Source organism: Roseateles sp. (assembly GCF_039595295.1).
Taxonomy (GTDB): Bacteria; Pseudomonadota; Gammaproteobacteria; order Burkholderiales; family Burkholderiaceae_C; genus Roseateles.
Genome location: NZ_JBCNLU010000001.1, coordinates 149,921 through 171,773 on the forward strand (window position 1 = coordinate 149,921; position 21,853 = coordinate 171,773).

Below are 21,853 nucleotides of genomic sequence, written 5' to 3' on the forward strand. Positions count from 1 at the left end.
GGATCCTCCCTGGGCATTTCTTGTCGAGCGGCCATTATGGGCAGCCCTCGTGACAGGCGGAATCCGGGGAGATCAGCGGGGCGGCAACCGTACGTCGACAAAATCGCGCTCGGCGCCCTGGCGCGCCCGCTTGGACTCGTACATGCGGGAGTCGGCGCATTCCACCAGGGCCGTCGCGTCGCGCCAGTCCTCGGGGCAACGTGCCGCGCCCATGCTCGCGCGCAGCGTGAGCACCCGATCGGCGTAGTTGAAGGGCCCCTCGATCGACTGGTGGATGCGGTCCAGCGTCGCCTCCAGGGTCATCGCGGAGCCGCTGCGGGTCAGCAGCACGGCGAACTCGTCGCCGCCCAGCCGGGCCACGGTGTCGGACTCGCGGGTGGCGGCGGCCAGGCGGCGGCTGAACTCGATGATCGCGGCGTCCCCGGCGGCATGGCCCATGGTGTCGTTCATGCGCTTGAGGCCGTCCATGTCCAGCAGCACGACGGCGATCGGTGGATCGCCGCGCTCGACTTCGGCGGTGGCGTGGCGCAGGCGGTCCATGAACAGCGAGCGATTGGCCAGGCCGGTCATGTCGTCGTGGGTGGCGCGGTGGAAGAGGTCGTCCCGGCCATATCGCGTGGCCCAGTACATGGCCGCGCCCAGCACCTTGGACATCAGCGCCAGCACCTCGATCTCGTGCGGGCCGAAGCGGGCCGGGCGGCTGGAGAAGGCCTTGAGCACCCCCACCGGCGTGCCCTGGTGCAGCAGCGGCAGCACGACCATCGAGCGCAGTCCGACGCGGCGGCAGGCCTCGAGGTCGACGCGCGGATCGGTCTCGGTGTCGGCGCAAATCAGGGATTGGGACTCGCGCAGGCAGAGGCCGGACAGCGAGCCGTCCCGGCGCACGCGCACGCCGAGCTGATGCGACGCGGCCCCGGCCACGGCGCGGTAGACGAGATCCTCGCCCTCCGCAAGCTCGATGGCGGCGCCGTCGGCTTCCACGAGATCCAGCGTCCCGTGCACCGACAGCGACATCACGCCCGCCAGATCCAGCCCGAGCTGGGCGACCTGGCTGTGGATCTCGATGATGCGGAGTAGCGCCTCGCGGCTGGGCATCGATCGCTCCCGATCGCTGCGAAGGACCACTCCCTGGACTTGGCCGATCCGTGGCGGAACGATCGCGGACGCGCTGCGGATGGCGGGTCGCCGCGAGGCCGCGACATGGGGATCGCGAATCGGCTGGACCACAGTCTAGATCGGACCGCGCAGCCCTTCATCCCCCCTGTTTCCGGTGAGGTCTGGCGCCGAAGGTCACGGTGACGCAGGCGCGCCACGTGGGCACCGCCTCGATGCGAAAAAAGGGGGATGCCTGGGGGATGCCTTTACGCCCCGGACACGTCCGGTGCGCAGAATCCGCCCCATGTCATCGAATCAAACTCCTCCCGCTGCCGCCGCGGCGCCGGGCGGCCCGGCCGCGCCGTTGCCGTTCACCTCGTACCAGCGCTTCGCGCTGGGTCTGCTGACGCTGCTGCAGTTCGCCGTCATTCTGGACTTCATGATCATGTCGCCGCTGGGCGCGGTGATCATGCCGGCGCTGTCGATGAGCTCGGCCCAGTTCGGCGCCGTGGTCTCGGCCTACGCCTTCAGCGCGGGGCTGTCCGGTCTGCTGACCGCGGGCTTCGCCGACCGCTACGACCGCAAGAAGCTGCTGCTGTTCTTCTACACCGGCTTTCTGCTGGGCACGCTGTGGTGCGGCCTGGCGACCAGCTTCGAGTCGCTGCTGCTGGCGCGGGTGGTCACCGGCCTGTTCGGCGGGGTGATCGGCTCCATCGTGATGGCCATCGTGGCCGACTTGTTCCAGCCGGCGCAGCGCGGCCGCGTGATGGGTCTGCTGCAGGGCGGCTTCGCGGCCAGCCAGGTGCTGGGGCTGCCGTTCGCGATCTTCCTGGCCTCGCACTTCGACTGGCACGCGCCTTTCCTGGCGCTAGTGATCTTCGGCGTGCTGGGCGGTCTGGTGATCGCCTTCAACATGAAGCCGGTCGATGCGCATCTGAACGCGCCGGGGACCGGGCAGCACAGCCCCTTCGGCCATCTGCTGCAGACGGTGAAGAAGCCGCGCCATCAGCTGGCCTTCGCGCTGACCGCGCTCCTGACCACGGGCGGCTTCATGCTGATGCCCTTCGCCAGCGCCTTCGTCGTGCACAACGTCGGCATCCCGCTGACCGCGCTGCCGGTGGTGTACTTGGTCACGGGGATCTGCACGCTGGTGTTCTCGCCGCTGATCGGCCGCATGGTGGACCGCGTCGGCGCGATGCGGGTGTTCTACACGGGCTGCGCGGTGACCGTGGCCACGGTGCTGTACTACACGCGTCTGGGCAGCTCGCCGCTGTGGCTGCTGGTGCTGGTGAACGTGGTGATGTTCGTGGGCATCTTCTCGCGCATGATCCCGGCGCAGGCCACGCTGGCCGGCGTGCCGGTGCCCGAGCAGCGCGGCTCCTTCAACGCGATCAACTCGGCGCTGCAGCAGCTCGCGGGCGGTTTGGCCTCGCTGGTGGCGGGACATCTGGTCCACATCGGACCGGATGGCCACATCAACGACTTCCCCGTCGTGGGCTACGTGGTGTGCGCGTCGACGCTGGTCGCGGCGCTGCTGATGCGGAAACTGGTGCGAGGAAAGTCGGCCGCGGTCGCCGCGTGATGCCCGTCACGCCTTCCGTCCGGCCGATGCCGACCGTCGGTCGGGCTGGAGGCCGGCGCGGTGGCGAGGACGGGGTGGTTCTCTAGAATGCAGGGTTTTCACGGATCCCGCGCATGACCTCCCTTCCGACGACCCGGCGCCTGAGCGGCGCCGTTTTCATGTCCGCCGCCATCGCCGCCCTGGCCGCGGCGCTCCCGATGACCGCCTGCGCCGATCCGGCGGCTCCCTCGGACACGCTGGCCCGCATCCGCGAGACCCGCAGCATCACGCTGGGCGTGCGCGAGGCCGCGCGGCCGTTCTCCTTCGTGAACGAGCAGCGGCAGGGTCAGGGCTACACGGTGGAGCTGTGCCTGGCGGCGGTGGACGAGATCAAGCGCGAGCTCAAGCTGCCGGAGCTGAAGGTGCAGTACGTGGTGGTGACCGGCGCGGACCGCATCCCCAAGCTGCAGAAGGGCGAGATCGATCTGGAGTGCGGCTCCACGACCAACACCAAGGCGCGGCAGGAGCAGGTGGACTTCAGCTACACGGTGTTTGTCGCCGGCATGCGGGTGCTGCTGGCGGGTGGCGCGAAGGTGGAGTCCATCAAAGACCTGGACGGCATGACGATCGCGCTGAGCAAGGGCACGACGTCGGAGAAGCTGTTCAACCAGCTCCAGCATAGCGGCGAAGCCAAGATGCAGCTGGTGCAGTACCCGGGCAACAACGAGGCCTTCAAGGCGCTGCGCGACGGCAAGGCCAAGGCCTTCGCGCAGGACGATGCGCTGCTGCTGGGATTGGCGTCCAAGGACAAGGCGCTGGACAGCCTGAGCCTGGGGCAGATGGCTTTCTCGGTCGAGCCCTACGGGATCATGATGCGCAAGGGCGACGCCAAGTTGGGCGCGGCGGTGGACCGCGCGCTGTCGCGGGTGTACGCGAGCGGCGAGATCCAGCAGCTCTACGGCAAGTGGTTCCAGACCTCGGCGCTGTCCATCCCGATGAATCGGCTGACGCGCGACAGCTTCAAGCGCCCCAACAAGGAAGCCGGCGTGGCGATGCTGCTGGGTTACTCGATCTGATCTGAGCGGATTTGAGCGAAGAGCCGGCCGCGTCGGGATGACGCGGCTCGGCTCGAGACGGCCTCCGCGCCGCACGGCGCGATGGGGCCGAGCCTCCCCCGTTTCCCCCTCGCCGCAGGGACGACTTCAGTGTGACGGCCGAGGTTGGCGGCGGAGCGCCTCCGACCGCCTTCAGGCCGCGATCAGCGCTGGCGTGCCTCGGGCCGTGCGCAGTCGCGGATCACCAGATCCAGCAGCAGACCCGCCTGCGTCGCATGGGTCCAGCCCTCACTCTTGAGCAGCGTCCCGATACGGACCGGCGGATCCTCGCGATGGTCGATGAGCACGACGTCATAGGTCTTGTCCGTCTCGTCGAACGCGACCTCCGCGTCCATCGTGCGCGTCAGCGTGATGGCGGATTTCACCGCGGGGCCGCTCTTGCGACGCTGCTCGACCTCCAGCCGGCAGCCGTCGCCCAGGGCGTAGCGCCACTTGCGGCCGTTGCCTCCGACCGCACGGGCATCGCTGCCGACATGATTCAGCTCCGCGATGCGCTGGCCGTTGTCCATCTCGAAGGGGCTGAGAACCACGCGGTCCTCGCTCGGGTAACCCTCGGTGCAGCCGGACAGGGCTAGGGTCACGACCAGCCCGAAGATGACGGCCAGTCCCAGGCCGACGCCCGTGCCGGCGGCACGGGCCTGCCGATCCTGGCGACCGGACAGCGGTCGTTCTTCAAGCGGCTTGCGCATCGGCGACCTCCTCGACCCGCGTCGCCAGCACCTTGTCGATGGTCTTGCCATCCATGTCCACGATCTCGAAGCGCCAGCCCTCCCACTCGACCGTGTCGGCCTCCCGCGGCAGCCGGCCAGTCAGCAGCATCATCATCCCGCTGAGCGTGTGATAGCGGCCGCGCTCTTCTTCCGGAACGGCATCCAGCGTCAGGCTGTCCTTGAGCTCCGGGATGGGGATGTGACCGTCCAGCAGCCAGGATCCGTCCGCGCGCTGCACCGCCCAGGCGGAAGCAGGATCGCGGGCCTGGAACTCGCCGGTGATGGCTTCGACCAGGTCGTGCAGCGTGACCATGCCCTGCACCTCGCCGTACTCGTCGATCACGAACGCCATGTGCACCGCCGAGGATCGGAAGTTGGCCAACAGCTCCATGCCGGTCAGCGTCTCCGGCACGTAGAGCGGCGGGGCGAGGCGCTCGTCCAGACGTGGCTGGCGCTTGTGCAGCAGCTCGGACAGCAGCTGGCGCGCGTTGACGACGCCGACAATGTCGTTGAGACCGGAGCCGCGCACGACCGGGAACAGCGCGTGATCGGAGGCTTCTATGCGGGCGAGGTTCTCCTCGATCGGCGCATTCAGGTCCAGGCTGACGACGTCGCCGCGCGGCACCATCAGCGAGCTGATCTGGCGGTCGTCCAGGCGGAAGACGTTGCGCACCATCGCATGCTCATGCGACTCGATGACGCCGGCGCTGGTGCCTTCGGCGAGCACGGCGTGGATCTCCTCCTCGGTCACGTTGAAGGCCGACGAGGCCTTCACGCCCAGCAGGCGCAGCAGCGCGTTGGTCGAGCCCGACAACAGGCGCACGAAGGGCTTGGTCGCGACGGCCAGCATCGCGATCGGGCGCGCGACCAGCCGGGCGACGGCCTCGGGGTTGGACTGGCCCAGGCGCTTGGGCACCAGCTCGCCGAGCACGATGGAGAAGTAGGTGATCAGCACCACCACCAGGCCGGTGGCAAGACCGTTGGCGTACTCCGCCGGAATGCCTCGGGCGATGAGCTCGGCAGCGAGGGGGCCGGCCAGGGCGGCCTCACCGACGATGCCGTTGAGCACCCCGATGGAGGTGATGCCGATCTGGATGGTGGAGAGGAAGCGGGTGGGGTCCTCGCCCAGCTTGACGGCCGCCGCAGCGGCGCTGTCGCCTTCGTCAACGAGTTTCTGAAGGCGCGCGCGGCGCGCGGTCACCAGTCCGATCTCGGACATGGCGAACACGCCGTTGAGCAGGATGAGGGCGAAAAGTATGGCGATTTCCATGATGGGAAAGAAGTGCCGGGACGCGTCAAGCGACGTCGTGACCGGACAGTGGCGATGGACCAAGAGACGCCGACGCGCCGACGACGACCGCGAGGGATCGCGATCGACGGGCGTAGGGCGAGGAGGGGAGCGCGCGAGAGGCGCGATTCAGGCGCGGGCCGGCCGCGAGTGCGGCGGCTGCGTCAGAGCGTCAGGCCCGTGGCGGGCGACGGGGCGGTTGCGGCCAGATGTCCGGCGCGTGGGGCTCCGGCGTGGCGAGCGGGATCAACTGGGCCTGCGTGAGCCGCACGGGCTCGGCGTCGGGCTTGCAGTGATCGGGCATGTCGTCCGAGGTGTCGCCCAGTTCGTGGAGCAGGGAGGCGATGCCGTCGGCGTCGGCGTCCGGTAGCGTGACGCCGGGCCGGCCGTCGTCGCTCGGAGTCGTCGAAGCAGGCGTGGCCGACTTCGCGAGCGACGGGGTGACGGGGTGGCCGTCGACCAGCAGGTGCTCGGCCTGCGTCAGGCCCGAGACGAAGCTCGTCACACCGGCCGCGGCAATGCCGTAGGCGGGGAGAAGGATCGTCAGGACGAGGATGCGGAGCCAGCGGGTCACGGGGCGAGATTCTATCGAGGCCGCCGGAAAATGGCCTCGCAGGCAACCATCACGCCCGCTCCAGAATCGGCTGCATCCACCGCTCGAACGGCGTCTGCCACTCCTGCTGCGCGGCCTTGAGGATCTCCTCCGGGTCGTCCAGCGGCGCGATCTGGAAGCGCTCCCGCAGCCATTCGACGTAGCGATCCAGCTCCGCGCTCTTCCGATAGTGATGCTCGCTGCGGTAGTAGTGGACCCGGTCCATGTCGATCATGGGTTCGACATCGCAGGTGCTCACGCGCAGCAGCTCGCGCACGTCGCGCGCGATGACCCACTCGCCGCCCTCGTCGCCGAAGACCACCACCGGCCAACGGTCCGGCGGCAGCGCGAGCGAGGGATCCGGATTCCACAGCACGTAGAACGAGCCGGAGGCCGAGGCCTGCGCGAAGGGCAGCAAGCGGTCCAGAAACTCGTCTTCGTCCGACCAGCCGATCGCCAGCACCTCGTGATCCTGCACCGACAAGGTCAGCGCCTGCGAGTAGTTGCCGTAGCCGACCTCGTTCTGGAAGCGCAGCAGATCTTGCAGCGCGGCGGGGACGGGCTGGTCGCCGAAGACGGCGGCGTAGTCGTGGAAGTCGATCATGGGAGCAGCGGGAGCTATCGGGCCGGTCATGCGTGCAGGAGATGGGAGCGCGCAAGCGCCGGGAATCTATCGCTCAAGCGGGGCGCGACGAAGTGACCTTCGTCCAGCCGCCACGCACCGTCGCGGCGCGCAATCGCACCAGGGGCGAGAGCATGCCCCGGCGCGAGGCCGCGCTCACCACGGCTGTGCGGCCGCCGTGCCCTGGTGATAACGCAACTGCCAGCCGGCGGCCGTCTTGAGCCACAGCGAGGAGCGCAAGGTGTGATGTGCCAGCGAGCCGTCGTCCTGGCGATGCGCGGAGCGATAGGTCAGCAGCGCCGCATCCGGCGCGATCGGCGCGAGGCGGAAATCGTCGGGGACGATGCGAGGTGGCTCGTGGTCGTCGACCAGCCAGGCCATGATGGTCGGCCGGTCGTACTGCCGGCCCGAGCGCCCGACCTCGTGGAAGTCGGGGTGCAGCAGTTGCGACAGGCGATCGGCGCTGCAGCGCACGCCGGGGTGATGCAGCTCGACCTCCAGCGCGCGCAAGGTGTCGAGCAACGATAGATCGGGAGCGGTCATGAGGACATCGATCGGTGGATCGCATCGAGGTTCAGGAACCGCTCAGCATAGCGGCCGCTCCGATCGCGTCCCATCGATCAGACCTTGTCGCTGACGCCCGAGGAATCGAAGCTGGCCATCTCCGACAGGATGCGGCAGGCGGACTCCAGCAGCGGCCAGGCCAGCGCGCCGCCGGACCCTTCGCCCAGACGCAGGCCCAGGTCCAGCAGCGGCTCGGCCCCCAACATGTCCAGCATCAGCCGGTGACCCTGCTCGCCCGAACGATGCCCGAAGACGCAGCGCTCCAGCACCGCCGGCTGCAGCTTGGCCGCGACCATCACGGCCGCGCCGGTGATGAAGCCGTCGACCACGATCACGCGCCGCTCCAGCGCCGCTTGCAGGACCGCGCCCACCATCATCGCGACCTCCAGCCCGCCTAGCGCGGCCAGCGCCGACAGCGGCTCGTTCGCGCGCGGGTGGCGGTCCAGCGCGCGCATCAGCACCGTCAGCTTGCGCTGCAGCTGCGCATCGTCCAGGCCGGTGCCGCGGCCCACGCACTCGGCCAGCTGGAAGCCGCCCAGCCGCGCCAGCAGCAGCGAGGCCGACGAGGTGTTGGCGATGCCCATCTCGCCCAGCAGCAGCACGTTGCCGGGGCGTTTCTGCAGCAGCGTCTTGCCGGCGGCGACCGCGGTGGCGCATTCGTCCACGCTCATCGCCGGGCCTTCCAGCATGTCGCGGCTGCCCATCGCGATCTTGGCGATCAGCAGGCCCGGACGCGGCTCGAAGCTGTGATTGACGCCGGCATCGACCACGCTCAGCGTCAGGCCGTGCTGACGCGCCAGCACCGACACCGCCGCGCCGCCGCTCAGGAAGTTCTCGACCATCTGCCAAGTCACGTCCGCCGGATAGGCCGACACGCCGTGCGCCGCGATGCCGTGATCCGCCGCGAAGACCAGGAGCTGCGGGTCGATCAGCTTGGGCGTCTCGCTGCCCAGGATCAGGCCCAGACGCAGCATCAGCGTCTCCAGCCTGCCCAGCGAGCCCACCGGCTTGGTCTTGCGGTCGATGCGACGGCGCAGCGCCGCCGCCAGGGCGTCGTCGTGCAGCGAGGGGATCTCGGGGATCAGGTCTTGCGTGGTCATGGTGGACTCGAAACTTGGGGAGGAGGGGAGGATGCGCCGCGTGCACGGAGGGGACTAGGCTCCAGCAGGGATTGCAGCGCACCGGGGGCGAAATGTCGGTCGATATAGTCGGCCAACTCGTCGAAGACCTGGTCCAGCGGGCGCGCGGGACGTGCGAAGAGCGCCGTCAGCACGCGCTCGTCCTCGAACAGGCCGTGCAGGTAATGGCCCAGCACAGGCCCGTGCCGCCAGCCGAGCGGCTCGCCCAGGCCGTCGAAGAGCACCGGCAGCGCCGTCGGCAGCGACGGATGCTGCGCGGTGCGGCCGTGATGGATCTCGTAGCCGCGCGCGGGCAGCGAGGCCAGGGCCGACCACGGGCCGTCGAGCTCGGGCGCGAAGCGGCATTCGGAGTCGCGCAGCAGCTTGTCGCGCTCGAAGAGCGTCACCAGCGGCAGCAGGCCCAGGCCGGGCGCGTTGCCGTCCAGACCGTGCGGATCGACCAGGGCCTCGCCCAGCATCTGCAGACCGCCGCAGATGCCCAGCACCGGCCGGCCTGCCGCGGCATGCGCCGCGATGACGACATCCAGCCGCTGCGCGCGCAGCCAGGCCAGGTCCGCCGCCACTGCCTTCGAGCCGGGCAGCACGATCCAGTCGGCGCCGTCGAGATCGGCGGCCCCGCGCGCCCACACGAGGCGCACGTCAGGCAGGTTGCGCAGGGGCTGGAATTCGTCCAGGTTGGACAGGCGCGGATAGGCGACCACGGCGATGCGCAGCGCGGGAACGCCCCCTGAGCCGCCTGAGCCGCCCGCGCCCCCGGTCGGCCGGTCGTCGAAGACGCCGTCCTCTTCGGGCAGGCCGTGGCCGCGCCACATGGGCAGCGTCGCGAGCGTGGGCACGCCGGTCATCTGCTGGAGCATCTCGGGCCCTGGCGACAGCAGCGCCGCGTCGCCGCGGAAGCGGTTCAGCACGAAGCCGCGGATCAGCGCGCGCTCGTCCTCGGGCAGCAGCTGATGCGTGCCGAACAGATGGGCGAAGGCGCCGCCGCGGTCGATGTCGGTGACCAGCAGGCAGGCGGCGTCGGCCTCGCGCGCGGTGCGCATGTTCACGTAGTCGCTGCTGTGCAGATTGATCTCGGCCGGCGATCCCGCGCCCTCGATGACGACGACGTCGTTCTCGGCGAGCAGCTCATGCAGCGCGCCGCGGGCGTGCGTCCACAGGGTCTCGCTGCGGGCGCGCCAGGGCGCGCGGCTGAGCGCGTCGTCGACCTCGCCCAGCACGACGACCTGCGAGGCCGTGTCCTTCTCCGGCTTGAGCAGCACCGGATTCATGCGCACATCGGGCCGCGCGCGGGCGGCCAGCGCCTGGAAGTACTGCGCCGAGCCGATCTCGCCGGCGCGACCGGCAACGCCTGGCACCACGCGCGCGTTGTTGCTCATGTTCTGCGCCTTGTAGGGCGCGACCTTGTAGCCCTGCCGCGCATACCAGCGGCACAGCGCCGTGGTCAGGAAGCTCTTGCCCGCCCCACTCGTCGTGCCGAGCACCATCACCGCGCGCCCGGTCATGACAGGCCTCCACTGCGGCTTGCCGGACCTACCCTCTCGCTTGACGGATCTTCCCGGTCGGACGGCGGATCGCCCTGATCAAACGCCGGATCTCTCTGGTCGCACGCCGGATCTCCCCAGTCGAACGGCGTATGCATCGAGGTCGTCGACGACCATCGCGTCGCTTCCCCCTCTCCCGCGAGCGGGAGAGGGCGGGGGAGAGGGTCTTCGGGCTCCTCCCCCGGCATCGCCCTCCGCCACGCGAAGGTCCGCATCGCCGCCTCCAGCGCATCGACCGTATCCGGCGCCTGCACCGACACACGCACCAACCCCGGCAACCCGAACGAGCTCGCATCCCTGAGCTTGATCCCCATCGCACGCAGCCCCTCAAGCAGCGGCTCCGGCGTCTCTCGCCAAGGCGCCGGCAGTGCCGCAAGCCAGAAGTTGGCCACGCCCCCGCTGATCTGATCGAAGCCCATCGCCGCCATGCGCGCCCACTGCTGATCGCGCCACTCCCTCAGCACGGGCAGCGAGGACTCCAGCTCCGCGCGGACCACGGGATCCGTCCAGGCCTCCAGCAAAGCCTGACCCTCCGACGACACCACCCAGCTGGGCGCGAGCTCATCCACCCGCTCGATCCACAGCCCATCGAACGGAGCAATCAGATAACCCGCCCGAACCCCCGTCAGCCCCATCGACTTGTTGGGGCAGACCAGGCGCCAAGCGCCGTCCGCGATCGCGATGGGCAACGCGCTGGCGCCGGACAGCCTCAAGGGCTCGTAAGCCTGATCGACGACCAACTGCGACCCACTCTGCCCGAGCGCCACCGCGACGGCGGCCCACTCGCTCGCGTCCAGCGTGGCGCCGGTGGGGTTGCAGGGATCGCAGACCCAGACCAGCGAGGGCAGCGTCAGCGACCGGGCCAGCTCGAAGGCATCCCCATAGCCGATGACCTGCAGGCCCAGCGCATGCGCGGCGGCGGCGTAGTCGCCAAAGCCGGGCTGCGGGACGCAGACCCTCGTCATGCCGCTGAGCAGCGCCGTCAGCGTCAAGCGGCGGATTGCTTCCGAGCCCCCACCCGCCGGCAGCACGCGCTCCGGCGAGACGCCATGCCAATCGGCCGCTCGCGTGCGCAGGGCGGCGTAGCTCGGATCGGGATAGCGCAGCCGATCGGCGCGCAGCACCGCGTCGAGCGCCGCCGGCGGCGGTCCGAGCGGATGGGCGTTGGTCGAGAAGTCGTGCAGCACCGGCGGTCCGGCGTCGGTGCCGCCGTGCGTCGGGCCGGGGAAGCGGCTCATGCGAAGCCTCCAGCGAGGGCGCCGCGCATCACCGCAGCGCTCCATGTGGCGAGCAGCGCCAGCGCGAGCAGCGTGCGGGCGGCGATGCCTCGCGCCTTGGGGATGTCGGACGGCGTCACGGCGGCGCCGGTCGGGTTGAGCTGATAGTGGCCGGGCTTGCTCAGCACGCGGTCAAGCCGCAGCGCCATCGCGCCCATGGGCCAGCCGCCGTTGGGCGAGGGCGTGCGGCGCGCCTCGCGCCGCAACGCGGGCAGCAGCGCCGGCCGGGTCGCGATCATCGCCAGGCCGGTCAAGCGCGCGGGGACCCACGACAGCAGATCGTCCGCGCGCGCGGCCCACTTGCCGGCCCATTCCCAGCGGCCGCGGTAGCCCCACATCGCATCGGCGGTGTTGGCGAAGCGGTAGACCGCCGCGCCCGGCAGGCCGGCAATCGAAAACCAGAACAGCGGCGCGATGACGGAGTCGTTGAGGTTCTCGGCGAGTGTCTCGATGGCGGTCTCGCGGACCTCGGTGGCGGAGAGCTGTCGGGTGTCGCGGCTCACCAGGCGAGACAGGCGCTCACGCCCTTCGTCGAGCGATCGGCCAAGCGCGTCCTCGACCGCGAAGACCTCGTCGCGCAGCATGCGCCACGCGAGCAGCGGCTTGAGCGCCAGTCCCAGCAGCACGGCCGCGAGGGCGAGCCGCCATCCGCCCAGCCACGGCGAGAGGCCGACGATGACGAGATGCTCGATGGCCACGGCGATCGCGCCGACCAGCACCGCACCGGCGCACCACGCGAGCGCGCCGCCGAAGAAGGCCGACGCGGGCGGCATCGCGCAGAGCCGTTCGCCGAAGAGCGACAGCCAGCGCCCCATGCCGACGACCGGATGCGCGCGCGCGGGCGGCTCGCCGAACGTGCGATCGACGGCCAGCGCGACGGGAATCGCCGCGGCGAGGAGCCAGGACATGGCGCTCATCGGATCAGCCAAAAGGAAATCCACTGACATGTGGGAGCGGCCGTAGCCGTAGCGGGGCAACGGCGAGCATTTGCAACGACGAGTGGGCGGTCATGCGCGTGCCGATCACGCGTGTCAGTCTTCGATGCCGCGTTGAGCGGGCACGCCCTGCGTGTAGTGATGCTTGATCAGTTTCATCTCCGTCACCGTGTCGGCGATGTCGACGAGTTCCTGCGGCGCGCCGCGCCCGGTCAGGCACACATGCACATGCGCGGGTCGCTGCTTCAGCGTCTCCAGCACCGGCTCCAGCGGCAGCCAGCCGTAGCGGATGGGATAGGTGATCTCGTCCAGCACGACCAGGAAATGCTCGCCGGCCAGGATGGTGGCCTTGGCCCGTTCCCAGCCGTCGCGCGCCAGCTGCGCCGAATGATCCAGATCCTTGCTCTTCCAGGAGAAGCCGTCGCCCAATCCCTCGATGGGCAGGCCGATCTGCTCGAACAGGCGGTGCTCGCCGAAGCGGGCGCTGGGCACCTTCATGAACTGATAGATGTGGACCTTCTTGCCGCGACCGTGCGCGCGCAGTGCCAGGCCGAAGGCGGCGGTGCTCTTGCCCTTGCCGTCCCCGGTGTTGATCAGGATCAGGCCGCGGCGCTCGGCGGTGGGGATGACGCGTTCACGGTCGACGGGAGGCTTCTCGATTTCCATGGGGACTCCGGATCAGGGCTGGGGAGGTAGAGGGGACGCGCCGCCGAAGAAGGCCGCGATGGCCTGAGGATTCGACGGGAAGTAATGGTGGATGTAGGAGGCGCGCAGCGGGCCGGCGGCATAGAGCGCCTCGGTCGCGCGGCCCGCATTCGGGTTGGTCGCGGTCGCGATGGGGGCCAGCGGCGTGTCCATTGTCGAGTAATGGAAGGTGTGGCCGCGGAGCTCGCCCTCGGGCCACGCGATGGTCTGCAAGCCGAGCGCGGCCAAGCGCTTCTGCGTGGCCGATCGGCCCGGGATGAGCGATGCCATCGGATGCTCGCGTCCGTCGGCATCGGCGAGCGTGTCCAGCAGCGCGAGCATGCCGCCGCATTCGGCGAGCATCGGTTTGTTGGCGGCGAGGTGGTCGCGTAGGGAGGCGAAGAAGGTCGGATGCGAGGCTAGCGCTTCGGCGTGCAGCTCGGGGTATCCGCCCGGGAGCCACAACGCATCGCAGTCGGGGAGCGGGTCGCCGGCGAGCGGGCTGAAGGTCGTGACTTCGGCGCCCAGCGCGCGCAGGAGATCCAGGTTCGCCGGGTAGATGAAGGAGAAGCACGCATCCTTCGCGACGGCGATTCGACGGCGCTTGAGCTTCAGCTCCAGTTTCAGCTCTAGAGTGGTGCCAGGTGTTGCGGCGTCAGCCTCCATGCCATCGCCAAGCGCCAGCCCGCCGACCGGTGCCCCCTTTTCTCCATGCCAGGGGCAGGAGCCCCTGGCCTTCGCTAGGCACAAACAGTCCTCAGGACTGTTTGTGTCCGAGCTCAGTCCCCCCTTGTCTTGCCTCTCGGCAAGCCAATTCCTTCCTTGACTTCCGAAAAGGGGGCACCGGCCGTCCGTCTGCGATTCACTGCGCTCACTCCCCGATTCCCAAGCATCCGCCCAGGCATCCAGCTGCTCGTCAAGCTGAGGAAGCTCGAGGGCTTGCACGAGACCGAGATGCCGCTCCGGGAGCGAGAGCGCGGTGTCGCGCTTCAGCGCCGCGATCAGTGGAAGATCATTCGGCAGGCCTTCTCCGACCATGCGCGCGTGGGCATCGCTTCCGATTCGATTGGCGACGACGCCGACGACCTCGATGTCATCGCGGAATCGCGCCATGCCGGTGGCCAAGGCCGCGAAGGTCTGCGCCATCGCCGAAGCATCCAGCACCACGATCACCGGCAGCCCGAAGGCCGCGGCCAGATCGGCGCTGCTGGGCTTGCCGTCGAAGAGCCCCATCACGCCTTCGACCAGGATCAGGTCGGCCTGCCGCGCCGCATCGGCCAGCAGGCCCTGGCAGTGGTCGAGGCCGCCCATGAACAGGTCGAGCTGATAGACCGTGTGCCCGCTGGCACGCTCCAGCACCATCGGGTCGAGATAGTCGGGCCCGGTCTTGAACACCCGCACGCGCAGCCCCCGGCGCCGCGCCGATCGCGCGATCCCCGCGGTGACGCTGGTCTTGCCCTGGCCCGAGGCGGGCGCGCTGATGAGGAAGGCTGGGGTCAAGGCGATGCTCGATGCGCTGTTCAAGGGGTTGGTTGTCGAGGCATCACGCGTTCAGCGCGACCCAGCGACCCTGCACTTGCAAGATCAGCAGGCGTTGGCCGAAGACACGTTGCAGCGCGTCGTGGGTGGCGGGATCGTGCGACGGGCCCTCGTGGACGATGCGGCCCGCATCCATCACGACCAGGACATCGGCCTGCATCGCGACACTCAATTCGTGCAGCACGCTGACGACCGCGGCGCCTTGGGAGACGCGCTCTCGCACGAGCTGCGCCCAGTCGCTTTGATGCGGCGGGTCGAGGTGGGCCAGCGGCTCGTCCATCAGCAGCGCGCCGGATCGGACCGAGAGCGCGCGCGCCAGCAGCACGCGTTGGCGCTCGCCGCCGGACAGGCTGCCCAGCGAGCGATCGCGCCATTCCCAGCTCTGCGTCTGGCGCATGGCGTGCTCGACCGCCGCGTGATCGGCGGCGCTCGCGGGCGAGAGCCAGGCCTGATGCGGCAGTCGGCCCAGCATGACGACGTCGAAGGCGGTGAGGTCCTCGGCGGCGGTCTCGTTCTGGCCCAGCCAGGCGACGCGGCGCGCGCGCTCCTTGGCCGGCCAGGCGGACCAGACGCGGCCGTCCAGCGTCAACGTGCCGTCGAAGGGGAGCAAGCCCGTCATCGCGCGCAGCAGCGTGGACTTGCCGGCACCGTTCGGGCCGACGATGGCTGTCCATGCGGCGGGCTGAGGGGCGAGCGTCAGCGGGTGCAGCACGCGGCGCGTGCCCAACCACAGCGCGCGCAGGTCGATGCGCAAGGCCGGCGCACGGCCGATGGGCGCCGGCGCTGACGACACCGACCCGTCGCCGGGTTGGGAGGCAGAGTCGCGAACGGAGTTGGCCACGGAAGCGTCGAGCATCGTGCTCATCGGGCGCCTCCGAGGGCCGACTTGCGGCGATGCATCAGCCACAGCAGGTAGCTGCCGCCGAGCAGGGCGGTGATGATGCCCACCGGCAGTTCCTGCGGCGCGATGACCCAGCGCGCGACGATGTCCGCCGCCAGCAGCAGCGCGCCGCCCGTCAGCGACGACAGCAGCAGCAAGGCGCCATGCGTCGTCGGTCCCCAGCTGCGCACCAGGTGGGGCGCGACCAGACCGACGAAGGCGATCAACCCGCACTGCGCGACCGCGGCGCCCGTGGCCAGCGACAGCGCCGCGATGAGCAGCAGACGGATCAGCACCAGCCGTTGACCCAATGAGCGCGCCGTGTCCTCGCCCAGCGTGAGCGCGTCCAGCGTACGGCTGCAGCCCAGCGCGACCAGCAGGCACAGGCCCAGCGCGGCGGCCATGACCTGCACCGCGCTCCAGCCGATGAAGCCGGTGCTGCCCAGCATGAAGGCCTGCATCGCGCGCAGGATGTCGGGATTCATCAGCGTCAGCAGCGCGGAGCCCGATCCCAGCACGACGCCCACGACCACCCCGGCCAGCAGCAACCGCAAGCTCTGCGCGACGCCGCGCGCCAGCAGCAGCGTCAGCAGCACCGCGCCGACCGCGCCGACGAAGGCCGCGCCGGTCATGCCGACGCGCAGCGCCAGCGCCGCCGCGGCGGGCGACACGCCCATGACGAAGAGCAGCGCCGCCACACCCAGCGACGCGCCGGCCGAGCATCCCAGCAGATACGGATCGGCCAGCGGATTGCGGAACAGTCCCTGCGCGACCGCGCCGGCCAGCGCCAGCAACGCGCCCGCCAGCCACGCGCCGACCGAGCGCGGCGCGCGGATGTCCCACAGGATCATGCGCATCGTGTCGTCGGCTTGCGTCCAGGGACTCCAGCCCATGCTGCCGATGGCCAGGCCCATCGCGACCAGGGCCGCGCCCAGCACCAGCAGCGCGATCAGTTGCGCCGCCGTGCGCGGACGCATCGCGCGCACCGGCATCGAGCGACCGCGATCCTGCGGGGTGGAGGATTCCATCGAGGCGCTCATCAGCGCATGCCGCCGGGCGGCGCGGAGAAGGGTACGGTCGGCAGCGCGACCGGACCGGCCGCCGCCTCGCGCAGGCAGCGCGCCATCAGCGCGGCCGCCTCGGACATGCGCGGGCCGGGCCGCACCAGGACGTCGGACTCGGACGGCACCCAGACGCAGATGCGCTGGTTCTTGACGGCGCGGATGGATTGCCAGCCCGGGCGCTGCGTCAGGCCCGGCGCGTTGCGCTGACCGACCATGATCACTTGCGGGTCGGCGCGGACGATGAATTCGGGATTGAGCTTGGGGAAGGGCCCCAGCTCGGCGGGAATGATGTTCTTCGCGCCCAGGCGGGTCAGGATCTCGCCCATGAAGGAGACCGTGCCCGCGCCGTACGGCCCGGCATCGACCTCGTAATAGACCGTCAGGCCGCGCGCGCCCGCCGGCAGCGTCGCGGCGCTCTGCGCGATGTGGCCGTCGATGCGGTTCCACAGGCGGCGCGCATCGTCCTCGCGGCCCAGCACCTGGCCGACCTTGCCCAGCACGCGCTGCACGTCGGTCATGCTCTTGGGCTCCAGCGCGACGACCTTCAGCCCCAGACCTTCGAGCCGATCGATGACGCGCGCGGAGACGCCCAACAGCACCACGTCGGGCTTGAGCGCGACCAGGGTCTCGATGCTGGTGTCGTCCAGCCCGCCGAGCTTGGGCAGCGACTGCACACGCGCCGGGAAGTTGGAGAAGCGGTCCACGCCCACGACCTTGGCGCAGTCGCCCAGATCGCAGACGGTCTCGGTCAGCGAGGGCAACAGGCTGACGACGCGCTTGGGCACGTCCGGCAGCATGATCGTGTGGCCGCGGTCGTCCTTGACCGTGATCGGCGCGGCCAGTGCGCTCGCGCACAGCAGCATGGCACCCAGGGCGCCCGTCATCATTGTTCTCATGCGTCGTTTTCCTCCAGCGGCTCCACCGGCCGCGTCCACGGCTGGCCCGCGACCATCAAAGTGAGCGCCGCGCACTGCCGCGCGACGAGCTGGTTGAGTCGGCCGAGCTCGTCCACATAGGCGCGCACCTCGCGCCCCATGGGCATCACGCCCCAGCCGACCTCGTTGGAGACGAAGACCACCGGCGAGGCCAGCGTGGGCAGCACGCGCTGCAGCGTCGCGCATTCGGCGCGCCAGTCGTCCAGACGCGGCTCCCCGTGCATGGGCATCAGCCAGTTGGTCAGCCACAGGGTCAGGCAGTCCACCACCAGCAAGCGCTGCGGCGAGGCGTGCTCGCGCAACGCCTCGCACAGCGCCAGCGGCGCTTCGATCGTGTCGAAGCCCGCCGGACGATCGGCGCGATGGCGCGCGATGCGCGCGCGCATCTCGTCGTCATGCGCCTCGGCCGTCGCGATCACCGACACCCGATGTCCCGGCCGCGCCCCCCAGCGCAACGCCAGCCGCTCCGCATGGCGGGACTTGCCGCTGCGTTGGCCTCCGACGATGAGCTGGTGGGCGGGCATGAGGACTCCGGATGAACGCCCGGCACGGATCAGAGCGATCTGCGCGGGCGGGGCGAGGGTGGCGGGCGTCTTGGAACGATGGCGCCGTGGACGAAAGCCGTGACCTTACAGCGTCGGCAAGTAACGCAGGGTGACGAACCAGGTCAGGCCCGACTGCTGGTAGAAGTTGGCCGTCTGGTAGTCGCGGTGGAACAGGTTGTCCACGTTGAACTGCAGGCGCCAATCCTTGGCCAGCGCGACCTGTGCATCCAGGTTGAGCAGGCCGTAGCCGGCCAGGCGCGTGGTGTTGGCGGCGTTGTCCCAGCGTGCGCTGGAACCCACCACCGTCGCCCCCAGCGTCCAGTCCTTCACTGCCGTCTCGGCGCGCAGCGTGCCGAAGCGCTTGGCGCGTCGCGCCAGCAGCTTGCCGGTCGAGCTGTCGGTCGCGTCCAGGAAGTCGGCCGTGCCGCTCAGGCGAATCGAACCCAGCTGAGCGCCGCCCTTGACGCTGGTGCCCTTGAGCAGCGCGCGCGCCACGTTGCCGTAGCAGCCCAGGGTCGAGCGGCAGGTGCCCGCCGCGCCGAAGGCGATCAGGTCGGTGACGCGGTTGTGGAAGGCGGTGACTTCCAGGTCGTAGCCGCCGTCGGCCCAGGCCACACCGGCTTCCTGGTTGTGGGCGCGCTCGGGGCGCAGAGCCTCGGCGCCGGCCTTGCTCAGATCCGGGCCGTACACGCTGCCGCGCTGATACAGCGTCGGCGCGCGGAAGGCGTTGCCGGCCGAGGCCGTCACCCGCCAGCCGCCGCCCAGCTTGTAGCCCAGCGCCAGCGCGCCGGTGTTGATGCCGCCGAACTCGCTGTCGTCGTCATGCCGGCCGTGCGCCTGCAGGCTGAAGCCGCCGACCGTGCCGAGATAGCTCAGGCCCAGCGCGTTCTGGCTGCGCTTGTCCGCGCCGCCGTTCACCAGGCTGGTGTTTTCCAGGCGATCCTCACGGCGCTCCAGCACGGCATTGACCTGCTGGTTGGCGTCGATCTTGTAGAAGCCCTGCGCCGCGGCCGCGCGGATGCGAGTCTTGGTCAGGTAGGGCGAGCTCGGCTTGGTTTCGTAGTTCTCTTCCGATTGGCTCACCGACAGCTGCGAGGACAGCGCCTCGCTCCAGGTCGACTTCAGGCCCAGGCGCAGCGCTTGCGTGTCGGTGATGCCGCGGTCGTCGGCGTTCTTGCCGGCGTCATAGCCGCTGTTGCCGCGGCTCTTCAGGCCCAGGAACTCCAGGCGTTGACCGTCGACGAGCTGCGCGCCCAGACGCAGGCTGCCGGCGTAATTGCGCCAGCCGTCCTTGTCGTCGTTGTAGGAGCTGCTCTTGGTGTTGGTGAAGGCGTTGAAGCCGGTGCCGCGGTCCACGGCCAGCGAGGCCGCATAGTCGAAGCGGGCGTCGCCGCCGCTGATCGCGGCGTCGGCTTTCACCTGGCCGTAGCTGCCGGTGCCCAGGCCCAGATCCAGCTGCGGACGGCCGGCGCCCTTGCGGGTGAAGATCTGCACCACGCCGCCGATGGCGTCGGAGCCGTACAGCGCGCTGGCCGGGCCCTTGAGCACTTCGATGCGCTCGATCTGGGAGACCGGCAGGTTCTGCCAGCTGGCGCCGCCGGTGGACTGGCCGTCGATGCGCACGCCGTCGATCAGGACCACGGTGTGGCGCGTCTCGGCGCCGCGGACGTAGACCGAGGTCGAGGCGCCGGGGCCGCCGTTGCGGGTCATCTGCAGACCGGCGACGTTGCGCAGCAGATCGGCGATGGCGCCGAAGCCCTGGCGCTCGATGGCCTCGCGATTGATGACGGTGAGGTCACCGATCGCGTCGCCCAGCCGCATCGGGCTGCGCGTGGCGGTGACGGTGACGTCGTCCAGACGGCTGTTGTTGTTGGAGGAGCTGGCGGACTGGGCCAGGGCCGAGGTGCAGGCGAGCGAGGCCAGCGCCATCGGGGTGAGGGCGAGCAGCGTGCGGGCGCGAAGGCCGGCGCGCGAGGCGGACGGAGTCATGAAGAGAGAACCAACGACGATCCGGATGACCCGTTTCCCGCGGGTCGTCCGTGACACGGCGACCGGGCTGCGTCCAGTGGCGTCCGCGCGGGCCGGTGAGGGCGACGTCGCGGGGGAGGTCCTGGATCGCGCCATGGGCGCCACCTGTTGGCCGGTCTCCGGGCTGATGGCGCGCCGTCTGCGTCCTTCCCAGCGCGTAGCGCCAGTGGACATGGGGACAGACAGTGCCGGGACGCGGCGCGGATCCGGGAACGCCGACGCCGCCGTGAGGCGTCATCGCAGGAGGTCGAGGATCTGGAGCGCGCGGCCGGGCGGCCACTTACCGTTGCGGGGACAGCTCAGGTTGGCTGCGCATCGTGGATGCGGCGACTCCCTGATTCCCGTTTAACTGCGCAGGACGCAATGCCTGCGCGAGCACCAACGGCGCGCATTCTAACGGCGGGCGTCGATGGCATCGCCCGCATTGCCGATGCCGGCGGCTCCTATCGTCCCGGTGCTGGGCACGGGCGGCTGCGGCTTGGGCAACTTCGGCGTCTTGGGGACCTTGGGTTCCTTGGGCGGCTTGGCGGGCTTGGGCTTGGACGGCTTCGGATCCTTGGGCTTGCGCTTCTTCGGATCGGAGGGCTTGGCCGGCTGCGCGCCGGCATCTTTCTGGGTCTGGCCGACGCGGCCGTCGATGCCCGCCGCGGCCGAACGCGGTCGCGCCGCCTCCTGACGCTCGCGCTCCTTGCGCAGCGCGTCGGTCGCGCGCGCCTCGTCGGCGGCGCGCTTGCGAGCGGCGGCGGCCTCGGCGGCAGTGACGGTGTCGCGGGGAAGGGCGCTCGCCGCTCGTCGGGGATCGTCGGGACAGGGCGTGTCGCGCAAGTCCTGACCCTGCGGGCCGCAGCGGTAGAGGACGGGATCCGCCGCCTGCGCGTTCGCCGCGCCGAGCAAGAGGACCAGAACAGCAGTCGTCAGGATCGGGGCGGCGCGCAGGGGCATGTCACTCTCCGGAGGGAGTCGGGGGGGAAGTGGGCGAAGAAGCGGGGGATGTCGTCGAGCCGTTCGCGTTGTCCGCGGGGGCGGCCTCGGCGGCGGGCTTGGCCCGCTTGTCGCGTGGCGGGCGCTCACCGGCGGGCGGCAGGCCCTCGGGACGTGGCGGCTTGGGACGCGGCGGCTTGGACCGGATCTGCGCGACAGCTTTGGCCATGTCGCCCGCGGCGAAGTGCTTGAAGGCCTCGAGCGACTTGCCGATGCAGTCCTCGACCGCCTGACGCTCGGCCAGCGGCGGCTTGCGCAGCACGTAGCCCGCCACCTCGTCGCGGTGGCCCGGATGGCCGATGCCCAGGCGCAGGCGCCAGAAGTCGCCGGTGCCCAGCTGGGCCTGCATGTCCTTGAGCCCGTTGTGGCCCGCGTTGCCGCCGCCTTGCTTGAGCTTGAGCTCGCCGGGCGGGATCTCCAGTTCGTCGTGGATGGCGAGGATCTCCTCGGGCGCGATCTTGAAGAAGCGCGCCAGCGCCGCCACCGACTTGCCGGAGAGATTCATGTAGGTCATCGGCTGCAGCAGCCAGATGGGACCGGACGCGCCGGGCGCGTCGTTCACGCGCGCGACCAGGCCGTGGTACTTCACGTCGAGCTGCGGCGTGACCTTCAGGCCGCGCGCCAGCGCGTCGATCCACCAGAACCCGGCGTTGTGCCGCGTGTCCTCATATTCAGGGCCGGGATTGCCCAGGCCGACAAAGAGACGAATCATGGGGCGCGATTATCTGTGCAGCCCCGAAAAGCAGAAGGCCCCGCAA

Annotated in this window: 21 protein-coding genes and 1 riboswitch; of the genes, 2 read left to right on the forward strand and 19 right to left on the reverse strand. The window is 70.1% G+C overall.

Features of this window, described 5'->3' with window-relative positions; all coding sequences use genetic code 11:
- Positions 1 to 72: 72 nt before the first annotated feature.
- The gene (locus ABDW59_RS00720; protein WP_343627392.1) at positions 73 to 1,095 is read right to left on the reverse strand and encodes a sensor domain-containing diguanylate cyclase; all 1,023 of its coding nucleotides are present in this window, start codon (positions 1,093 to 1,095) and stop codon (positions 73 to 75) included.
- A gap of 304 nt (positions 1,096 to 1,399) precedes the next feature.
- Between ABDW59_RS00720 and ABDW59_RS00725 the strand changes: the two genes are divergently transcribed.
- The gene (locus ABDW59_RS00725) at positions 1,400 to 2,677 is read left to right on the forward strand and encodes an MFS transporter (RefSeq protein WP_343627393.1); all 1,278 of its coding nucleotides are present in this window, start codon (positions 1,400 to 1,402) and stop codon (positions 2,675 to 2,677) included.
- 113 nt (positions 2,678 to 2,790) lie between these two features.
- Positions 2,791 to 3,732, forward strand: coding sequence for an amino acid ABC transporter substrate-binding protein (locus tag ABDW59_RS00730; protein WP_343627394.1), 942 nt, complete (start codon positions 2,791 to 2,793; stop codon positions 3,730 to 3,732).
- 182 nt (positions 3,733 to 3,914) lie between these two features.
- Here ABDW59_RS00730 and ABDW59_RS00735 read toward each other — a convergent pair whose 3' ends face one another.
- From ABDW59_RS00735 to pth, 18 genes are all read right to left on the reverse strand, one after another.
- The gene (locus ABDW59_RS00735) at positions 3,915 to 4,460 is read right to left on the reverse strand and encodes a hypothetical protein (RefSeq protein WP_343627396.1); all 546 of its coding nucleotides are present in this window, start codon (positions 4,458 to 4,460) and stop codon (positions 3,915 to 3,917) included.
- Positions 4,444 to 5,751, reverse strand: a complete 1,308-nt coding sequence (locus ABDW59_RS00740; RefSeq protein WP_343627398.1) for a hemolysin family protein — start codon at positions 5,749 to 5,751, stop codon at positions 4,444 to 4,446. The genes ABDW59_RS00735 and ABDW59_RS00740 overlap by 17 nt, the downstream gene beginning before the upstream one ends.
- A 190-nt stretch (positions 5,752 to 5,941) precedes the next feature.
- A complete protein-coding gene (locus tag ABDW59_RS00745) occupies positions 5,942 to 6,343 on the reverse strand; it encodes a hypothetical protein (RefSeq protein WP_343627400.1) in 402 nt (133 codons plus the stop codon).
- Between the two features lie 49 nt (positions 6,344 to 6,392).
- Entirely contained in the window at positions 6,393 to 6,965 is a 573-nt protein-coding gene (locus ABDW59_RS00750) for a hypothetical protein (RefSeq protein WP_343627401.1), read from the reverse strand.
- Between the two features lie 174 nt (positions 6,966 to 7,139).
- On the reverse strand, positions 7,140 to 7,526 hold the full coding sequence (locus tag ABDW59_RS00755; RefSeq protein WP_343627403.1) for a DUF4440 domain-containing protein: 387 nt from the start codon (positions 7,524 to 7,526) through the stop codon (positions 7,140 to 7,142).
- A 77-nt stretch (positions 7,527 to 7,603) separates the two neighbouring features.
- Entirely contained in the window at positions 7,604 to 8,647 is a 1,044-nt protein-coding gene (gene cobT, locus ABDW59_RS00760) for a nicotinate-nucleotide--dimethylbenzimidazole phosphoribosyltransferase (RefSeq protein ID WP_343627405.1), read from the reverse strand.
- Complete coding sequence (locus tag ABDW59_RS00765) at positions 8,644 to 10,188, reverse strand: cobyric acid synthase (RefSeq protein ID WP_343627407.1); 1,545 nt, start codon at positions 10,186 to 10,188, stop codon at positions 8,644 to 8,646. Before ABDW59_RS00765 ends, cobT begins: the two co-directional genes overlap by 4 nt.
- Positions 10,185 to 11,465: an aminotransferase class I/II-fold pyridoxal phosphate-dependent enzyme gene (locus tag ABDW59_RS00770; RefSeq protein WP_343627409.1), complete on the reverse strand. Its 1,281-nt coding sequence runs from the start codon at positions 11,463 to 11,465 to the stop codon at positions 10,185 to 10,187. Before ABDW59_RS00770 ends, ABDW59_RS00765 begins: the two co-directional genes overlap by 4 nt.
- The gene (cbiB, locus tag ABDW59_RS00775; RefSeq protein ID WP_343627410.1) at positions 11,462 to 12,421 is read right to left on the reverse strand and encodes an adenosylcobinamide-phosphate synthase CbiB; all 960 of its coding nucleotides are present in this window, start codon (positions 12,419 to 12,421) and stop codon (positions 11,462 to 11,464) included. Before cbiB ends, ABDW59_RS00770 begins: the two co-directional genes overlap by 4 nt.
- Before the next feature lie 114 nt (positions 12,422 to 12,535).
- Positions 12,536 to 13,105: a cob(I)yrinic acid a,c-diamide adenosyltransferase gene (gene cobO / locus ABDW59_RS00780; protein WP_343627412.1), complete on the reverse strand. Its 570-nt coding sequence runs from the start codon at positions 13,103 to 13,105 to the stop codon at positions 12,536 to 12,538.
- Positions 13,106 to 13,117: 12 nt separating this feature from the next.
- The gene (locus ABDW59_RS00785) at positions 13,118 to 14,629 is read right to left on the reverse strand and encodes a cobyrinate a,c-diamide synthase (RefSeq protein WP_343627718.1); all 1,512 of its coding nucleotides are present in this window, start codon (positions 14,627 to 14,629) and stop codon (positions 13,118 to 13,120) included.
- Between the two features lie 37 nt (positions 14,630 to 14,666).
- Positions 14,667 to 15,527 carry an ABC transporter ATP-binding protein gene (locus ABDW59_RS00790; protein WP_343627414.1) on the reverse strand — a complete coding sequence of 287 codons (861 nt, stop codon included), beginning with the start codon at positions 15,525 to 15,527 and terminating at the stop codon, positions 14,667 to 14,669.
- The gene (locus ABDW59_RS00795; protein WP_343627719.1) at positions 15,524 to 16,519 is read right to left on the reverse strand and encodes an iron ABC transporter permease; all 996 of its coding nucleotides are present in this window, start codon (positions 16,517 to 16,519) and stop codon (positions 15,524 to 15,526) included. Before ABDW59_RS00795 ends, ABDW59_RS00790 begins: the two co-directional genes overlap by 4 nt.
- A gap of 62 nt (positions 16,520 to 16,581) precedes the next feature.
- The gene (locus ABDW59_RS00800; RefSeq protein WP_343627416.1) at positions 16,582 to 17,490 is read right to left on the reverse strand and encodes an ABC transporter substrate-binding protein; all 909 of its coding nucleotides are present in this window, start codon (positions 17,488 to 17,490) and stop codon (positions 16,582 to 16,584) included.
- A gap of 8 nt (positions 17,491 to 17,498) precedes the next feature.
- Complete coding sequence (cobU, locus tag ABDW59_RS00805) at positions 17,499 to 18,065, reverse strand: bifunctional adenosylcobinamide kinase/adenosylcobinamide-phosphate guanylyltransferase (RefSeq protein ID WP_343627418.1); 567 nt, start codon at positions 18,063 to 18,065, stop codon at positions 17,499 to 17,501.
- A gap of 105 nt (positions 18,066 to 18,170) precedes the next feature.
- Positions 18,171 to 20,075 carry a TonB-dependent receptor gene (locus ABDW59_RS00810; protein ID WP_343627419.1) on the reverse strand — a complete coding sequence of 635 codons (1,905 nt, stop codon included), beginning with the start codon at positions 20,073 to 20,075 and terminating at the stop codon, positions 18,171 to 18,173.
- A 131-nt stretch (positions 20,076 to 20,206) separates the two neighbouring features.
- A riboswitch (cobalamin riboswitch) is annotated at positions 20,207 to 20,512 on the reverse strand.
- Positions 20,508 to 21,056 (reverse strand): hypothetical protein, encoded by a 549-nt coding sequence (locus ABDW59_RS00815; RefSeq protein ID WP_343627420.1) that lies wholly within the window; start codon positions 21,054 to 21,056, stop codon positions 20,508 to 20,510. It overlaps the preceding riboswitch by 5 nt.
- Position 21,057: 1 nt before the next feature.
- Entirely contained in the window at positions 21,058 to 21,807 is a 750-nt protein-coding gene (gene pth, locus ABDW59_RS00820) for an aminoacyl-tRNA hydrolase (RefSeq protein WP_343627422.1), read from the reverse strand.
- Positions 21,808 to 21,853: the final 46 nt, after the last annotated feature.

What these genes read in the sequence shown, in the direction of transcription:
- ABDW59_RS00720 (WP_343627392.1), bottom strand. Translation starts at nt 1,095, where the DNA reads ATGCCCAGCCGCGAGGCGCTACTCCGCATCATCGAGATCCACAGCCAG.
- ABDW59_RS00725 (WP_343627393.1), top strand. Translation starts at nt 1,400, where the DNA reads ATGTCATCGAATCAAACTCCTCCCGCTGCCGCCGCGGCGCCGGGCGGC.
- ABDW59_RS00730 (WP_343627394.1), top strand. Translation starts at nt 2,791, where the DNA reads ATGACCTCCCTTCCGACGACCCGGCGCCTGAGCGGCGCCGTTTTCATG.
- ABDW59_RS00735 (WP_343627396.1), bottom strand. Translation starts at nt 4,460, where the DNA reads ATGCGCAAGCCGCTTGAAGAACGACCGCTGTCCGGTCGCCAGGATCGG.
- ABDW59_RS00740 (WP_343627398.1), bottom strand. Translation starts at nt 5,751, where the DNA reads ATGGAAATCGCCATACTTTTCGCCCTCATCCTGCTCAACGGCGTGTTC.
- ABDW59_RS00750 (WP_343627401.1), bottom strand. Translation starts at nt 6,965, where the DNA reads ATGATCGACTTCCACGACTACGCCGCCGTCTTCGGCGACCAGCCCGTC.
- ABDW59_RS00755 (WP_343627403.1), bottom strand. Translation starts at nt 7,526, where the DNA reads ATGACCGCTCCCGATCTATCGTTGCTCGACACCTTGCGCGCGCTGGAG.
- cobT (WP_343627405.1), bottom strand. Translation starts at nt 8,647, where the DNA reads ATGACCACGCAAGACCTGATCCCCGAGATCCCCTCGCTGCACGACGAC.
- ABDW59_RS00765 (WP_343627407.1), bottom strand. Translation starts at nt 10,188, where the DNA reads ATGACCGGGCGCGCGGTGATGGTGCTCGGCACGACGAGTGGGGCGGGC.
- ABDW59_RS00770 (WP_343627409.1), bottom strand. Translation starts at nt 11,465, where the DNA reads ATGAGCCGCTTCCCCGGCCCGACGCACGGCGGCACCGACGCCGGACCG.
- cbiB (WP_343627410.1), bottom strand. Translation starts at nt 12,421, where the DNA reads ATGAGCGCCATGTCCTGGCTCCTCGCCGCGGCGATTCCCGTCGCGCTG.
- cobO (WP_343627412.1), bottom strand. Translation starts at nt 13,105, where the DNA reads ATGGAAATCGAGAAGCCTCCCGTCGACCGTGAACGCGTCATCCCCACC.
- ABDW59_RS00790 (WP_343627414.1), bottom strand. Translation starts at nt 15,527, where the DNA reads ATGAGCACGATGCTCGACGCTTCCGTGGCCAACTCCGTTCGCGACTCT.
- ABDW59_RS00795 (WP_343627719.1), bottom strand. Translation starts at nt 16,519, where the DNA reads ATGCGTCCGCGCACGGCGGCGCAACTGATCGCGCTGCTGGTGCTGGGC.
- ABDW59_RS00800 (WP_343627416.1), bottom strand. Translation starts at nt 17,490, where the DNA reads ATGACGGGCGCCCTGGGTGCCATGCTGCTGTGCGCGAGCGCACTGGCC.
- cobU (WP_343627418.1), bottom strand. Translation starts at nt 18,065, where the DNA reads ATGCCCGCCCACCAGCTCATCGTCGGAGGCCAACGCAGCGGCAAGTCC.
- ABDW59_RS00810 (WP_343627419.1), bottom strand. Translation starts at nt 20,075, where the DNA reads ATGACTCCGTCCGCCTCGCGCGCCGGCCTTCGCGCCCGCACGCTGCTC.
- ABDW59_RS00815 (WP_343627420.1), bottom strand. Translation starts at nt 21,056, where the DNA reads ATGCCCCTGCGCGCCGCCCCGATCCTGACGACTGCTGTTCTGGTCCTC.
- pth (WP_343627422.1), bottom strand. Translation starts at nt 21,807, where the DNA reads ATGATTCGTCTCTTTGTCGGCCTGGGCAATCCCGGCCCTGAATATGAG.